At 28.2% G+C, this 15,024-nt stretch carries 15 protein-coding genes; 9 read left to right on the top strand and 6 right to left on the bottom strand.

All coding sequences use genetic code 11. From position 1 onward, the window contains the following. Positions 1–21 precede the first annotated feature (21 nt). From BTO16_RS03300 to BTO16_RS03335, 8 genes are all read left to right on the top strand, one after another. Entirely contained in the window at positions 22–489 is a 468-nt protein-coding gene (locus BTO16_RS03300; protein WP_105020222.1) for a DUF6495 family protein, read from the top strand. A gap of 161 nt (positions 490–650) precedes the next feature. Beyond that, entirely contained in the window at positions 651–1,064 is a 414-nt protein-coding gene (locus BTO16_RS03305) for a response regulator (protein ID WP_105020223.1), read from the top strand. Between the two features lie 583 nt (positions 1,065–1,647). Next, positions 1,648–2,787 carry an FIST signal transduction protein gene (locus BTO16_RS03310; RefSeq protein WP_105020224.1) on the top strand — a complete coding sequence of 380 codons (1,140 nt, stop codon included), beginning with the start codon at positions 1,648–1,650 and terminating at the stop codon, positions 2,785–2,787. Further along, positions 2,787–3,833 (top strand): sensor histidine kinase, encoded by a 1,047-nt coding sequence (locus BTO16_RS03315; RefSeq protein ID WP_105020225.1) that lies wholly within the window; start codon positions 2,787–2,789, stop codon positions 3,831–3,833. The genes BTO16_RS03310 and BTO16_RS03315 overlap by 1 nt, the downstream gene beginning before the upstream one ends. Before the next feature lie 2 nt (positions 3,834–3,835). Next, positions 3,836–4,159, top strand: coding sequence for a histidine kinase (locus BTO16_RS03320; protein WP_105020226.1), 324 nt, complete (start codon positions 3,836–3,838; stop codon positions 4,157–4,159). A 4-nt stretch (positions 4,160–4,163) separates the two neighbouring features. After that, positions 4,164–4,868: a LytR/AlgR family response regulator transcription factor gene (locus tag BTO16_RS03325; protein WP_105020227.1), complete on the top strand. Its 705-nt coding sequence runs from the start codon at positions 4,164–4,166 to the stop codon at positions 4,866–4,868. A gap of 109 nt (positions 4,869–4,977) precedes the next feature. Then, the gene (locus tag BTO16_RS03330) at positions 4,978–5,217 is read left to right on the top strand and encodes a hypothetical protein (RefSeq protein ID WP_105020228.1); all 240 of its coding nucleotides are present in this window, start codon (positions 4,978–4,980) and stop codon (positions 5,215–5,217) included. Positions 5,218–5,228: 11 nt separating this feature from the next. Next, positions 5,229–5,507: an STAS domain-containing protein gene (locus BTO16_RS03335; RefSeq protein ID WP_105020229.1), complete on the top strand. Its 279-nt coding sequence runs from the start codon at positions 5,229–5,231 to the stop codon at positions 5,505–5,507. A 27-nt stretch (positions 5,508–5,534) separates the two neighbouring features. Here the strand turns inward: BTO16_RS03335 and BTO16_RS03340 are convergent, their stop codons facing one another. After that, positions 5,535–6,218: an SIR2 family NAD-dependent protein deacylase gene (locus BTO16_RS03340; protein ID WP_105020230.1), complete on the bottom strand. Its 684-nt coding sequence runs from the start codon at positions 6,216–6,218 to the stop codon at positions 5,535–5,537. A gap of 51 nt (positions 6,219–6,269) precedes the next feature. On the opposite strand from BTO16_RS03340, the gene BTO16_RS03345 reads away from it, so the two are divergent. Next, a complete protein-coding gene (locus tag BTO16_RS03345; RefSeq protein ID WP_245891954.1) occupies positions 6,270–6,959 on the top strand; it encodes a TrmH family RNA methyltransferase in 690 nt (229 codons plus the stop codon). Positions 6,960–6,962: 3 nt separating this feature from the next. On the opposite strand, the gene BTO16_RS03350 is transcribed toward BTO16_RS03345, so the two are convergent. The 5 genes from BTO16_RS03350 to porX form a co-directional block, all read right to left on the bottom strand. Next, positions 6,963–7,331, bottom strand: coding sequence for a DUF4258 domain-containing protein (locus BTO16_RS03350; protein WP_105020231.1), 369 nt, complete (start codon positions 7,329–7,331; stop codon positions 6,963–6,965). 56 nt (positions 7,332–7,387) lie between these two features. Further along, entirely contained in the window at positions 7,388–11,524 is a 4,137-nt protein-coding gene (locus BTO16_RS03355; RefSeq protein ID WP_105020232.1) for a T9SS type B sorting domain-containing protein, read from the bottom strand. 105 nt (positions 11,525–11,629) lie between these two features. Further along, positions 11,630–12,826: an alanine dehydrogenase gene (locus BTO16_RS03360; protein ID WP_105020233.1), complete on the bottom strand. Its 1,197-nt coding sequence runs from the start codon at positions 12,824–12,826 to the stop codon at positions 11,630–11,632. A gap of 7 nt (positions 12,827–12,833) precedes the next feature. Beyond that, positions 12,834–13,241, bottom strand: coding sequence for a tRNA (adenosine(37)-N6)-threonylcarbamoyltransferase complex ATPase subunit type 1 TsaE (tsaE, locus tag BTO16_RS03365; RefSeq protein WP_105020234.1), 408 nt, complete (start codon positions 13,239–13,241; stop codon positions 12,834–12,836). Positions 13,242–13,429: 188 nt separating this feature from the next. Beyond that, positions 13,430–14,977: a T9SS response regulator signal transducer PorX gene (gene porX, locus BTO16_RS03370; protein ID WP_105020235.1), complete on the bottom strand. Its 1,548-nt coding sequence runs from the start codon at positions 14,975–14,977 to the stop codon at positions 13,430–13,432. Between the last annotated feature and the right edge of the window lie 47 nt (positions 14,978–15,024).

Here is a 15,024-nt window from a genome sequence, read left to right on the forward strand (position 1 = left end):
ACTTTTTACTTTTTAATATAAATGAAGTACAGACAACTTACCAAAGAACAATTTGAAGGCTTACACGAAGAATTTGCTCTTTTTTTAGCAACTCAAAGTATTGATGTAAAAGAATGGAGTAAAATTAAAAAAGAAACTCCAACTATTGCAGAAGAAGAAATGAATGTTTTTTCTGATGTTGTTTGGGAAGATGTTTTATCAAAAACAAGCTATTTAGAGCATTTTTCTGAAACTACCGCAAACTTATTTAAGTGTGATGAAAAAGAAATACATAGAATTGCTATCAAAATAAATTGGGATATAAATTTATTGAAACAAGAAGGTTTTGAGTGGTTAATGCAAAACCCTATGGATAATTCTGTTGATGTTTTTAAAGGTTCTAAAGAGTATCGAACAGAAAGGAATTTAGAAGTTTTTGATTTAATAGAAAAAGGAAGTGCTATTTCTAAAGGTGAAATTTTTGAGTATTTTAGTAGCTTAGTTAGTTGATTTTTTTAAAAATAAAATCCTTGTATTTTCGTAAACAAAAACAGTTCATCGACACATATACGCATTTTAACTCTACAATTTTGTCATTTATCTTTCATTAACAATAAATACGTTTCTTTAATATTATTTTAGTTCCATATTTTGAAAAAGACCCTGTTTATATGGAAAAAAGTTTAAAGGTTTTATTAGTTGAAGATAACTTAATTGAAATAATGAAAATGAAAAGAACCATTTCATTATTAAAGTTAAAGCATACGATACATGAAGCAAAAAACGGAGAAGAAGCTCTTCATTTTTTAGAAGATAGATCTAACATTCCTGATATTATTTTACTAGATTTAAATATGCCTAAAATTAATGGTATAGAATTTCTAAGGATTATAAAATCAAACGACGAATTAAAGCATATTCCTACCATAATATTAACAACGTCAAGTAATCAAAAAGATTTATTAGAATGTTACAGAACAGGTATGTCTGGGTATATTTTAAAGCCATTAAAGTATGAGGACTACGTTAAAAAAATTGAAGTAGTTTTGTCTTATTGGAGTGTAAATGAGTTGATTCAGGCTTAAAATAATGCATTTATAGTTGCTTTTATTTTAGATTAACTGTATCAAAATGTGATATTTAAATTATTTTCAACCCTAGTTTAGAGTTTGAAAAACACTATTACTATTTTTAAAAGTCCATAGAAGCACTTAATTTACTTCAAAATTTAACTCCATTAATATTGGTTTTTTGCTTTTAGTTTAAATAGAATCTTTGCTTTATAAAATTAGTTAAACTATCTCTATAGCGTTTTATAAATCTCGAATTTAGGATGGTTTCATATATAGGTAATTAAAAAAACTTGGTCGTTAAATATAATTTACAGCTTTATAATTATTAAGACTTATTCTTAAATAATAATGTTTAAAGTCTTAAATAATCAAAAAATGAATACTTTATTTTAATTTAGAATTAATGAGTAAAATGTTGTTAAGTATTCATTAATTTGTTTCGTAAAAATAATAAAAGATAGTATGTTCATTTTACCAAATATATAAAGACATAAAATTTACAATTTGTTACTTAAGCAATTGGTAAAAATTGTAAATTGGCGTAAATTAAAATCAATGCTTTTAAATATTTATTTAATCCCTAAAAGAATAAAAAATGAAAACCATACAATTAAAGAAAATTGGGACTAAAAAATTTGAATATTTAAGCAAAGAATTTACTCTTAATGCGCCTTTGGTTTTAGTTTTTGGGAATAGGTTTATGTTACAAGATCCAAACATTTACAATGAAGTTAGAGAACTTTTTAAAGACGGTCATTTAGTTTTTGGATCAACTTCTGGTGATATTACTTCAGAATCGGTAGACGATAACAGTGTAACTATTACAGCAATTGAGTTCGAGAAAAGTGAATTTCTAATTAAAACAGCAAATGTTTTAAATTCTAATGTTGAAATAGATAGTTTTAAAACAGGACATGAATTAATTTCTAAGTTTCCTAAAGAGGGTTTAAAATATGTTTTTATTGTTTCTGATGGAAGTTTTACCAACGGAAGTCAATTAACAAAAGGGATGAATGCAGCTACTAAAGACAATTTAATAATTACAGGTGCTTTGTGTGGTGATGCGGCAAGATTTGAAACTACAGTTTCATCTTACAATGAAAAACCTAAAGAAGGTAAAATAGTTGCCATAGGTTTTTATGGCGAAACGTTAGAAGTATCTTTTGCAACAAATGGTGGTTGGACTCCTTTTGGACCAGAAAGAGTGGTAACTAAATCTAAAGACAATATATTATTTGAATTAGATGATAAAGCTGCACTAGATTTATATAAAACATATTTAGGAGAAAAATCTAAAGAATTGCCAGGAGCAGCTTTATTATATCCGTTGAAAGTAAAATCTGCTGATGAAAAGAAATCGATTGTTAGAACTATTTTAAATATTAATGAAGAAGAAAATTCAATGATTTTAGCCGGTGATATTTTAGAAAAATCAAAGGTGCAGCTAATGATGACTAATGTAGATAGTATTGTAAATGCTGCTGAAATAGCAGCAAAACAAGCACTAGAGCTAAGAAAAAATAAACCAGAACTTGCTATTTTAATAAGTTGTATTGGTAGAAAATTAGTATTAGATCAAAGAGTAGAAGAAGAGGTAGAGGAAGTTATTGAGGTACTCGGGAAAGACGCAACGATCTGTGGTTTTTATTCTTATGGAGAAATAGCCCCATTTAATGGAGAAAATAACTGTCAATTGCACAATCAAACAATAGCTATTACCCTAATAAGTGAATAATGAACCCGCTTTTAAAAAGACAATTAAGAAAATATTTACCTAAAAACTTGCAATCTAATAAAGATCTGCAAGAGTTTTTAGACGCTGTAAATAAATCTTATAATACTTCTGATGAGCAGTTTATAATGCTGCAAAGAGCAGCATCTATTAGTTCTGAAGAACTTTTTAATTCTAATAAGCAATTAAGAGAAGAGTCAGAATCTCAAAAAGAAATTATAACAAAACTTAATAATGTAATTAATACCTTAAAATTTTATGACTTAAAAGGTAATAATAATTTAGTTGGTCAAGACTCCCTTGAATTAGTTGATTTTATTGAAAATCAAACAAAAGAAATCATTGAAATAAATAAAGAAAAAGATAAACTCTTATTAAATTTAGAGCGTCAAAATCAAGAGTTAAATGAATATGCTCACATGGTATCTCACGATTTAAAGTCTCCTTTACAAAGTATAGATGCATTAACTAGTTGGATTAAAGACGATTATTCTAATATTTTAGGTGATTCAGGTAGAGAGGTGATAAATCTAATTAGAGAGAATGTAGAAAAAATGGACACCTTAATTCGTGGCATTTTAGAGTATTCTACCATTGGTAAAGCAGAAAAAATTCTATATGATTTAGATTTAAATATGCTAATAGACGATATTTTATTAACTATCGACAATCCTAATGATGTTCATATTTCAGTACCCAAAATTTTGCCTACAATAAAAGGAGATCAGCACAGAGTTGAACTTTTGTTTTACAACTTAATCGACAATGCTATTAAATTTAATGATAAAAAAGGCAATGGTTTTATAGAAATTAATTTTCTTGACAAAGATAAATATTGGCAATTTTCTGTCACAGATAACGGTAAAGGTATCGATAAACAGTATTTTGATAAAATATTTATTGCATTTCAAAAATTAGAGAATGATTATAAGTCTACGGGTATTGGCTTATCAATAGTAAAGAAAATTGTAGAAACATATCGAGGAGAAATTTGGTTAAAATCTACACCTAATATAGAAACAATATTTTATTTTACATTATTAAAATAAGTATGGAAAAACCAAATCTGTTATATATAGAGCAGCTTGCAAGAGGAGACGATTCTATTAAGGCAACCTTAATAGATGTAATTAAAAACGAGTTTCCAGATGAAAAAAAAGAGTACTATCAAAGCTTAAAAAGTAAAGATTTCAAAAGAATTGAAGATAATGTTCATAGAATTAAACATAAATTCAGTATTTTAGGACTCGAAAAGAGTTACAACAAGGCTAATGCATTTGAACATAATCTTCGAGAGCATATTTTAAACTTAAAAGAAGAGCAAGATTTTGAAGAAACACTTTTATCTATTACTGAATATTTAAAAACAATTTAACGCTATGAATTGTATAATTATTGATGATGAACAGATGGCTAGAGTTATCGTTAGAACACTATGTAATCAAGTAACGTCATTAAATATTTTACAAGAGTTTACAAATGCCATAGAGGCAATTAAATTCTTAAATGAAAATCATGTAGATCTAATCTTCTTAGACATACATATGCCTAATTTTAGTGGTTTAGACTTTATAAAAACATTAAAAGATCCTCCTAAAATAATATTTACTACTTCTGATCCTAAATTTGCAATGGAAGCTTTTGAATACGATTTTATAGTAGATTATTTATTAAAACCGATAGAACTGCCTCGTTTTGAAAAAGCGATAGTTAAGGCAGAAAAACTTCAACTTATTAAAACTGAAATCACTACAAAAAAAGACTCAGAACTTAAAAACGACTTTTATGTGAATATAGATAGAAGGTTAATTAAAATTGATTTATCAAGTATTTATTTAATAGAAGCAAAAGGAGATTATATAAATATTAAAACAGAAGATAAAAATTATGTAGTGCATTCTACATTAAAGAAAATAGAAGAAAAATTACCAGATTCTTTATTCTTAAAAGTGCATCGTTCTTACATTATAAATGTTAAAAAGATAATAGATATAGAAGATAACAGTGTGTTAATTAAAAAGGATGTAGTACCTGTAAGTCGCTCTAATAGACCAGAGTTAATGAAACGTTTAGATTTATTATAATTTAGTTATCTAAATTAACAGTACATTTCATCTATAGATAAGTTGTAAAAGACGAAAATTTAATTTAAAATTTTAATTATTAGCTAATTTTATTTTATAATAGAATAAAATGAGAAAAATTTTAATTATACTAGTGGCTTTAATTATAACGGCCTTAAATATAAACGCTTACGGAGATTTAGATCCTGCTATTATTGAAAACTCAAAATTGATAGTGTTAGAAGAAAATGAAGAAAACATTTTTACAAAAACTATTAATTGGGGTTTTGGCTCAACTCTTTTTAAATTGATACATTTTGCAGAATTAATGTTTATATCTGAAATAAGTAGAAAAAAATTTACTAATTAAATATTTATATTATGTCCCTTAAAATCTCAAAAAAGAAAAGTGTTTATTATTTAAAAGGCGAAATTATTAAATCAACAGTAAATCCGTTTTTAAGTTACTTTGAAAAGAAATTAAACACGAAGAAAAAAATTGTTTTAAATATTGATAAAACAAAAGAAATAGACAAAGCTGGTCTATCTGCCTTAAAAGAAATTCTTGATAAAGGTTTGCAAAATAGTAAAGATGTTTTTATTACAGGTAAAGGTTGTAAAGAAATTTATGATGATTTGCATCACTATAAAACAGTTTAATAAATATTTACTTTTATAAAAAAGCTGCTAATTATTTAGTAGCTTTTTTAGTTTTTTAGTACCTATACTTGCAACATCAGTAATAATTGTAAGATTGTTAAAGTTACTTTTAGAAATAGTGGGCTTTGGATCTATAAAATAAATGTGCGTATTTGGTTTTACATAATCTATTAAGCTAGCCGCTGGATATACTTGCATAGATGTGCCAATGATGATTAAAACATCTGCTTTTTTTGTAATTTCAATTGCGCTATCTAACATTGGTACCATTTCACCAAACCAAACAATATGAGGTCTTAATTGGCTTTTTTTAGTACACAGATCTCCTAACACCAAATCTTTATTCCAATTTAAAATTAGAGACTCATCAGCAGTACTTCTTACTTTTAAAAGTTCTCCATGTAGATGAAGAACATTAGAACTGCCAGCTCTTTCATGCAGATCATCAACATTTTGAGTAATAATTGTTACCTCAAACTTTTTTTCTAAATCGACCAAATTATAATGTGCTTTATTTGGTACAACTTTTAATAATTGTTTTCTACGTTCATTGTAAAAAGCTAATACTAATTTTGGGTTCGCTTTAAATCCTTCTGGAGTAGCAACTTGCATAACATCATGTCCTTCCCATAAACCATCTGCATCTCTAAAGGTATTTATTCCGCTTTCAGCGGATATTCCTGCTCCAGTTAAAACAACTAATTTTTTCATCAATTTTAATTTATTTTAAATTCTTTCTATGAAGGTAAAAATAATAATTATATGTTTGTTACTATGATTGACAAAGAATTATTAACGCTGTTTGAAAGTTATTTAACAGATAAAAGGAAAGCCTTATACAAAAAAGTGATAGCTGAAAGAACGTGCCATTTTACAGTTGTTTTAGAAGATATCTGCCAGCCACACAATGCAAGTGCCGTTTTAAGAACTTGTGATATTTTTGGAGTTCAAGATTTGCATACTGTTGAAAATAAATATATCAATAGAGTTTCTAAGTATGTAGCAAAAGGTTCTCAAAAATGGATCACTTCCAAACGTTATAAATCAGACGGAAATAACACTCAAATTTGTTTTGATAATTTAAGAGAAAAAGGATATCAAATTATAGCAACTAGTCCGCATACTGATTCTTGTTCATTACAAGATTTTGACATCAGTAAAAAAACTGCATTCGTATTTGGTGAAGAAACAGAAGGAATCTCTGATTTTGTAAAAGAAAATGCAGACGGATTTTTAAATATACCAATGGTTGGTTTTACAGAAAGCCTAAATATTTCTGTGGCTGCGGCAATTATATTACAAGATGTTACAACAAAACTAAGAAATTCTGAGTTTGATTGGCAATTATCAGAAGAACAAAAAGAAGTATTGTACTTTGATTGGTTAAAAAAATCTATTAAAAATAGTGATGTAATAGAAGAAAAATTTCACGAATCTAAACTTTTGGAATAATACTTATTCAATAATTATTTTTTCAATCGTAGAAATAGAATCACATCTAGAAACGTATAAACTTACATTTTCTAAATCTTTGTTTCCGTTAATATAATACTCTGCACAAGGCTTTTTTCTTGGATTACTTTTACCAAAATCTACATCACCCGTATATAAAATAGTAGAAATTGCAGTTGAATCAATATCAGAATTTAGCATTACTCGTTTTGCATCATCAGAAAAAACTCTTTTTTTAATTCTGATACTTTTTAGAGTTCTTGAATCCATTCCGTAATCGAAAGTTGCCTTTTTCTTTTGCCAAAAAAAGTAAACACCTACAGAACTTATTGAAACTCCTATTAAAAAATATCCTATTCTTTTTATTAACATGCTAAAATTATTGGCTACAAAAATAATTGAATTTTATAGAAGACATCTTAAAAACATCAATTTCTTTCTAGAGAAAAATATGCTTGAAAATTTGTTAATTCTTCTTTAAATATAAAATTTACTTTAAACCAATAAGAAGAAGGTAATGAGTTTTTTCCATTTTTATAAAAGCCACTCCAACCTTGTTCGGATGCTTTAAATTGAGTAATTAAAAGTCCGTATCTATCATGTATTGTAATAATTGCTTCAGGGTTATTTTTTAAATCTTTAATATTCCAAAAGTCATTTATGCCGTCATTATTAGGAGTAAAAAATTTTGGATAAGACAATGCCGTAAATTTTATTTTAATATTCGGGCAAATATTTTTTGTATCTCTTATGGTTATGGTATAGATACCAGTTTCTAAGTTTGTAAATATAGCATCAGTTTGAAAACCACCATCATTTAATTGAAATTCATAATCTCCAAGACCATAGTTTATAAAATCGACTCTTACAGAAGTTTTATCTGAAAAATCATCGGATAAATATGTTATTTTAACCTTTGGTGAAGAAGAAAGAACTTGAATTTCTGTAGGTTTATAATTACAATCATTCCCGTTTTCTGCCACTAATCTTATCGGTTCTATTTTATATGTTCCGGCTTTAGTAGCATTATAATTTACACCAGATCCAACTAATTGACCTTCAAAAAACCAATTAGCAGAAAATTTGACAGGGTTTAAACCCGTTTTAATTTCAACGGGTTTCTTATTTTCTTTTGTGTCTAAATCTTCGCAAATGAACACGTCTTCTATAATTAAATCAAGTAACGGATAAATGGTTAACTTAAACTCTTTCTCAGAATAACAATTTTCATTTGAAATAGCACTTTCTACTGCGTAAATTGAATGCTCCCCAACTGCTGTTATTGTATAATTTTGTGGAGTAATAAGATCAACTTTATTTGGTTTGCGATAATACTCAAACTTATTACTTACAATTGTGCTGATATCTTGCAAAGTATAAGAACCACATTTTTCGATATCTATTAAATCTTTTAGAGTTGGTGTTTTACTTATTTCTATAGAAAACAAATGTTCGTCAGAGCAAAAGAATCTACTACCATTTTCGGCATAAATATAAAGTTCTAAATTATTAGTAATTATGTCTCCAGCATTCATTTTAGTTCCTTTTCCGCTTCTTTTTGTAAAGTAATTCCCAACATTTAAAGCTGGTAAAGCGTAAGAATCACAGCTATTTACATTTGCTATTTTATCAACTTCTACGCCAAGATATTCAACTGTAAAAATATTTTCATTTACGCAACCTTCTAATTTTGTATCGATACTATAAATATAAATTATTTTTGTTTCAGAAATTATGTCTCCAGCTTTTAATTGATCTCCTTGACCACCTGATTCTGAATAATAAGTACCATTATTTAAAACAGGCAAAACAAAAGGTTTACAAGCAAAAACATCTGTAAAAATATCTGCTCTAGGTAAAATTCTAATTTCTATATTAAAACTAGTTTCTGCATCACAATTATTATTTTTATTGTATATGAATATTTTTGCTGATTTTGAAATTAAATCTCCTGCGGTAAGTTCTGTTCCTTTACCTTTTGATTGTGTAAAATACTTTCCATTTGTTAATTTTGGTAGCAGATAAGGTTCATTAACACATCTTACAACATCTTCTAAAGTATCTGTTTCTGGTATAGGGAAAATATCAATTTTAAAGGATAAGTTTGTTGTGCAATTATTAATTTCGTGGGTTTTTACGTAATAATAAATTCTTTCTGATGTCTTTAAAACGGTTCCTTCTTCAATTTTTTCACCTAATCCATTTGGTTGTGTAAAATATCCGCCAACATCTAAGTTAGGCAGCGTATAAGTTCCGCAGATTTTAAGGTCTTTAAAATTATTTACATCAATTTTGTAAACTTTAAAAGAAGTTTGACTTTCACATTTTCGATCAACATTGTAAATATAAATTACTTGATTCTTTGATATTTCTGTACCAACAGTAAGTTCACTACCATTACCATTTGAGCCTGTAAAGTATTTGCCATAAGTTAATTCGGGAAGAGTGTAACTCGTACAAGTTGCAATATTTTGTAATTTATCTACTTTTGGTCTTGGTATAATTACAATATCAAAAGATTTTTCTTTACAAACTTCTTCGCCAACAGTTGCATAATAATAGATAGTTTTACTTTCTCTAATTTCTGTTCCGGCTGGTATGTTTATACCACCACCATTTTTACCTCCAGATGCCGAATAAAAATCTCCATTAGGAGGATTAAACACCGTAAATTTTTCGCAGTAATTATCTTTCAATATAAATTTATCTAGGATACTTATTGTAAATTGACTTTGATTTGAGCAACCATTTTCGTTTTCATTATAAATAAAAATAGTTTGATTACTAACTAGTAAATCTCCCGTAAAAAGAGGGGTTCCTGTTCCATTTGAACGAGTAAAGTAATTTCCATTAGCAATTGGCGGTAATGTATAATTTTCACAAACGATAACATTTTTAATGGTATCTATTTTTGGCAAATCAAAAACAATAACATTAAATTGTACAATATCAAAACAACTACTATTAAATTTACTTTCTGATCTTGCATAGATTAAGGTCTTACTTGGATCGCTAATAGGATAAACAGATGCATTTGTAATGGGTAAAACCTGGTTTTGTGCATCCTTAAATGAGCCATAAAATGTTATTGTATAATTAGCTTGATTTAAATTTTCTAATATTTCTGCATTTATCAGCCCAGGTATACTAATAGTGTTCGTTGATTTACATACTTCAACATCATTTGGTTTTTTTGTTTTAAATTCAATTGCATTCAATTTAAAACTAAGCGTTAAATTTTCACATAACTCATTTAATAACCTGCTTTCTACCTTTATATAAATTGTTTCGTTACCAGCGCTTAAGTAATAACGTAAATCACTTGAATTTATAGGGTTATTGGCATTTATGTTTTCGATTGAATTATAGTAATTAAGACGATATCGATCTTTATCTAAGTTGAAATAGCGAATATCAAATTGCCCAATATTAAAGGAAGTATCGTTTCCGTTATTACATTCGTAAAGATCTTTTGGCTCTTTTGTGATATTTAATTTTGAAATGACAATTTCGTCACTAATAGAACAACCTTCTGCATTTGTAGCTTTTACTTTATATTTACCAATTTTAGTACCATGATAACTCGATGCATTTTCGTTAGTAATTAATGCGCCATCTTTAAACCATTCAAAATTAAAGTTTGTGGTATCATCTACTAATGTATTTAATATAAACGGTTCATTTTGACAGATAGAAAAATCATCACCTACGCTAAAAGATCGATTAAAATTGCCTGGTTCAATAAATACAGCGGAATCAAAACTAGTATCACCATAATCACCGATAACCAATTTAAGATTGTATTTTTTATTTGTTTCTATTTTTGCTGAAGCATTTAAAATAACGGTATATCCCCTCATGTTAAGACTGCTTGAATTAGCTGTTTCAATTGTGTTTAGAGTGCTAAAGAGGCTAGCATTTACAGAATTACATGAAGTGTTGTGTTGAGTATCTCTAATACTTTTTACAGAAACAATATCGTTAGAATTTGGTAAAATCGCCAAATTTGTTTTTTCTCCTGTACTAATATCTGTTAAAATAAAACCAAAAACATCACTAAATCCGCATTGCCATTCGCCATATTCATTGGATGCGAAAATAAAATTAAAATCAAATTTTGAAGATTGAGAAATAAAATCAAAACTTAACAAAGCAACATCAAAAATTTCTGAATTTTGACCAGAATTATTACTGATTTCTGTTAAATCAGCATCACTATTTGAAACTATTTCGCTACTTAGTTCATCATCTGTAAATTTACCTTCAGAGTATTTTGCAATTCCATTTCTTAAAATTATTCCCTCTTTTATGGGGAAGTTAGAATTGTTATTGTTAAAATAAGCAACTGATTTTTTTGAGCTAAGTTGATAATTAGATGTCGTAACACAATTGTTAGAGACCAAAAGATCTACTAAGGTGTTTGCTGTATAGGTTTCATCATTTACAGAAACGGATTGAGACCACAATGAAGTGGTGTTTAAGGATAAAAGAAATGAGATAAATAAGATAATTTTATAGTTATAATATTTACCGAACGAATCTTTTGTCTTGAAGACAATAGTCATTAGAGCTAGTTTTGCAGGGTTCAACTAATTATTAAAAACTCTAATCCATAGCAGGACAATAAAAGTAACAAAAATTTTGATTATTTTCTATAAGTTTATACTTTTTTATAGAATTAACAAATTAATATCTTTAAAAGGCAAGTCAAACCAATCTGCAACCGTTTTATTTGTTAAAATTCCGTGATAAAAATACATACCGCTTCTTAAACTTTTATCATAACGAGCAGCATTTTCAAAGCCACCTTCTTCTGCTATATTTAATAAATAAGGTGTAAAAATGTTACTTATAGATAAAGTAGCAGTTCTTGCATACCGCGCTGGAATGTTAGGCACACAATAATGAATTACACCATGTTTTACAAAAGTTGGTATGTTGTGGTTGGTTACATTTGATGTTTCAAAACAGCCACCTCTATCTATACTTACATCAACAATAATAGCACCTTCTTTCATTTGTTCAATCATTGTTTCTGTAGCAATAATTGGTGATCTATTTTTACCTCTGATAGCACCAATAGCAACATCACATCTCATCAATGCTTTTGCAATAGATTTTGGTTGAATTGTAGATGTATAAATAGGCGCCGGCAAAGAGTGTTGAAGCTTGCGAAGTTTGGTAATAGAGTTGTCAAAAACTTTTACTCTAGCACCTAATCCAATAGCAGTTCTAGCGGCATATTCACCAACAGTTCCTGCGCCAAAAATAACAACACTTGTGGGCGGAACGCCGCTAATGTTACCAAATAACAACCCATTTCCTTTATTAACGCCGCTCATTAATTCGCCAGCAATTAACACAGAAGCTGTTCCTGCAATTTCGCTCAAAGATTTTACAATTGGGTAGGTTTCTTGTTCGTCTTTTATAAAATCAAAAGCAACGGCAGTAATTCTTTTTTTAGCTAAATGTTCAAAATATTTCTTGGTTTGCGTTTTTAATTGAAGCGAAGAAATTAAAATTGTTTGCGGGTTTATATATTCGATTTCTTCTGCGGTTGGTGGGGCAACTTTTAAAACGATTTTGCATTTAAAAGCTTCTTCTACATCATAAGAAATTTTTGCACCAGCTTCTGAATATTCTTTATCTGTATAATTTGCGCCATCGCCAGCACCTGTTTCTATAACGATTCTATGACCATGAGAAGTTAATGCTGTAACTGCATCAGGGGTTAAACAAACTCGTTTTTCACCTAAATGAGTTTCTTTAGGCAAGCCTATAAAAAGTTCTCCTTTTTGCTTTTTTATTTCTAGCATTTCTGCTTGTGGTAATAACTCTTCTTTACTGAAAGGAGAAAATTGACTCATTGTTTGCTTATTTTAGTTGGATGTTGCGTTTTTGATCATCCAAAATTGAAAGATGAATTTTTACAGCATCTAAAGGTAATAAAATTTCTATATTTTCTGGCCATTCAATTAAACACCAATCATTGGTGTCAAAATATTCTTCAATACCCATGTCTAATGCTTCAATTTCATCTGTAATTCGGTAGAAATCAAAGTGAAAAACTTTTTCGTTTTCTAATGTTTCGTATTCATTTACTAGAGAAAAAGTAGGAGAGGAGATGGTATCTAAAACACCTAGTTGCTTACAGATTTCTTTGATAAGCGTTGTTTTACCAACACCCATTTGTCCATAAAATAATAATGTTTTGTTTTTTGCGGATGAAATAAGTTCAGCGGCAACTTCAGATAAATTTTCTAAAGAAAAGTTTTTATTCATGTTGCAAAAATAATAAATCTGATACGTTTTTAACACGCATCAGACTTTTTATACTTAATAATCTTGGTAAGTAGGTTTAGACCTGATTGAACCTTTCAACAAGCTCAAGACAAGCTTTCTGTTTGAGCTCTTTTTATTTTTTCAACAAAAAAGCGAGTAGCGAGAGCAGGAGATAGCTACAAATAATTTTATTTAGGGCTATAAACAGCGCACGGAATAATTACTTCTTCTAATGAAACGCCTCCATGTTGATAGGTATTTTTATAATATTTTACAAAGTGATTAAAGTTATTAGGATACGCAAAAAACAAATCTTCTTTTGCAAAAATAAAAGGACTATTCATAGCAACGGTAGGTAAAAATATGTCTTTAGGATTTCTAACAGCGTAGACATCTTTCTCTTCATAACTTAAACTTCTACCCGTTTTATAACGTAAATTAGAACTGATATTTTTATCGCCAATTACCTTTGTTGGATTTTTACAATTAATTGTTCCGTGGTCTGTGGTAATTATTAATTTCTGGCCTAATTGCTGCGCTTTCTGAATAATTTCGAACAATGGTGAGTTTTTAAACCAACTTAGCGTTAAACTTCTGTAAGCCTTATCATCACCAGCTAATTCTTTAATAACTTCCATTTCTGTTTTAGAATGCGAAAGCATATCCACAAAATTATAAACAACTGCCGTTAAATCGTTTTGCTTTGTTCCGTTAAAATTATCGGCTAATTCTTTACCCCCTTTTAAGGTAGTTATTTTATAATATTCGTGTTTAATGTCTAAACTTAATCGTTTTATTTGAGCAGTTAAAAATTCATTTTCAAATAAATTCATTCCGCCTTCATCGGTATCATTTTTCCAAAAACTTGGATGACGTTTTTCCATTTCTGATGGCATTAAACCAGAAAAGATAGCATTTCTAGCGTATTGTGTTGCTGTTGGTAAAATAGAGAAATACGAATATTCTTGCTCTTTTTTGTAATAATTATTAATCAAAGGTTCTAAAATACGGTATTGATCATAACGCAAATTATCAATTATAACCCATAAAACACCTTGTTCTTTACTTAATTGAGGCACTACATAGTCTTTAAATAAAGTATGTGAAAATGTAGGTTTATCGTTGCTTGTTAAAAAGTCTTCGTAATTCTTTTTGATGAATTTAAAAAACTGATTATTAGCTTCTTGTTTTTGACTTTCTAAAATACCCAACATGCCAGAATCACTAATGTTTTCTAGTTCTAATTCCCAGTGAACCAATTTTTTATACAACTCAATCCAATCTTGGTAGCTATTTACCATTGCTAAATCCATTGTTATTTTTCTAAATTCTTGCTGATAATTAGACGTTGTTTTTTCTGAAACCAATCTAGAGTGGTCTAAGTTCTTTTTTAAACTCAATAAAATCTGATTTGGATTTACAGGTTTTATCAAATAATCTGCAATTTTAGAACCAATTGCTTCTTCCATAATATATTCCTCTTCACTTTTTGTAATCATAACCACAGGTAAATTTGCCTGTTTCTGCTTGATTTCTGCAAGTGTATCTAAACCTGATAAACCAGGCATATTTTCATCTAAAAAAACAATATCAAAATTATTTTCATCAACTAAATCGATCGCATCAGCACCATTTGTACAGGTTGTAACTTTATAATTTTTAAGTTCAAGAAAAAGAATGTGAGGCTTTAATAATTCAATTTCATCATCAACCCATAAAATTTGTATGTTGCTCATATATTGTTTTTAAATTTTAACGTTAAAAATACGGTATTGTTATTTTT

It is taken from the genome of Polaribacter glomeratus, from assembly GCF_002954665.1.
GTDB lineage: Bacteria > Bacteroidota > Bacteroidia > Flavobacteriales > Flavobacteriaceae > Polaribacter > Polaribacter glomeratus.

What these genes read in the sequence shown, in the direction of transcription:
- porX (WP_105020235.1), bottom strand. Translation starts at nt 14,977, where the DNA reads ATGAGCAACATACAAATTTTATGGGTTGATGATGAAATTGAATTATTA.
- BTO16_RS03325 (WP_105020227.1), top strand. Translation starts at nt 4,164, where the DNA reads ATGAATTGTATAATTATTGATGATGAACAGATGGCTAGAGTTATCGTT.
- BTO16_RS03320 (WP_105020226.1), top strand. Translation starts at nt 3,836, where the DNA reads ATGGAAAAACCAAATCTGTTATATATAGAGCAGCTTGCAAGAGGAGAC.
- tsaE (WP_105020234.1), bottom strand. Translation starts at nt 13,241, where the DNA reads ATGAATAAAAACTTTTCTTTAGAAAATTTATCTGAAGTTGCCGCTGAA.
- BTO16_RS03335 (WP_105020229.1), top strand. Translation starts at nt 5,229, where the DNA reads ATGTCCCTTAAAATCTCAAAAAAGAAAAGTGTTTATTATTTAAAAGGC.
- BTO16_RS03340 (WP_105020230.1), bottom strand. Translation starts at nt 6,218, where the DNA reads ATGAAAAAATTAGTTGTTTTAACTGGAGCAGGAATATCCGCTGAAAGC.
- BTO16_RS03345 (WP_245891954.1), top strand. Translation starts at nt 6,270, where the DNA reads ATGTTTGTTACTATGATTGACAAAGAATTATTAACGCTGTTTGAAAGT.
- BTO16_RS03305 (WP_105020223.1), top strand. Translation starts at nt 651, where the DNA reads ATGGAAAAAAGTTTAAAGGTTTTATTAGTTGAAGATAACTTAATTGAA.
- BTO16_RS03350 (WP_105020231.1), bottom strand. Translation starts at nt 7,331, where the DNA reads ATGTTAATAAAAAGAATAGGATATTTTTTAATAGGAGTTTCAATAAGT.
- BTO16_RS03360 (WP_105020233.1), bottom strand. Translation starts at nt 12,826, where the DNA reads ATGAGTCAATTTTCTCCTTTCAGTAAAGAAGAGTTATTACCACAAGCA.
- BTO16_RS03300 (WP_105020222.1), top strand. Translation starts at nt 22, where the DNA reads ATGAAGTACAGACAACTTACCAAAGAACAATTTGAAGGCTTACACGAA.
- BTO16_RS03330 (WP_105020228.1), top strand. Translation starts at nt 4,978, where the DNA reads ATGAGAAAAATTTTAATTATACTAGTGGCTTTAATTATAACGGCCTTA.
- BTO16_RS03315 (WP_105020225.1), top strand. Translation starts at nt 2,787, where the DNA reads ATGAACCCGCTTTTAAAAAGACAATTAAGAAAATATTTACCTAAAAAC.
- BTO16_RS03310 (WP_105020224.1), top strand. Translation starts at nt 1,648, where the DNA reads ATGAAAACCATACAATTAAAGAAAATTGGGACTAAAAAATTTGAATAT.
- BTO16_RS03355 (WP_105020232.1), bottom strand. Translation starts at nt 11,524, where the DNA reads ATGACTATTGTCTTCAAGACAAAAGATTCGTTCGGTAAATATTATAAC.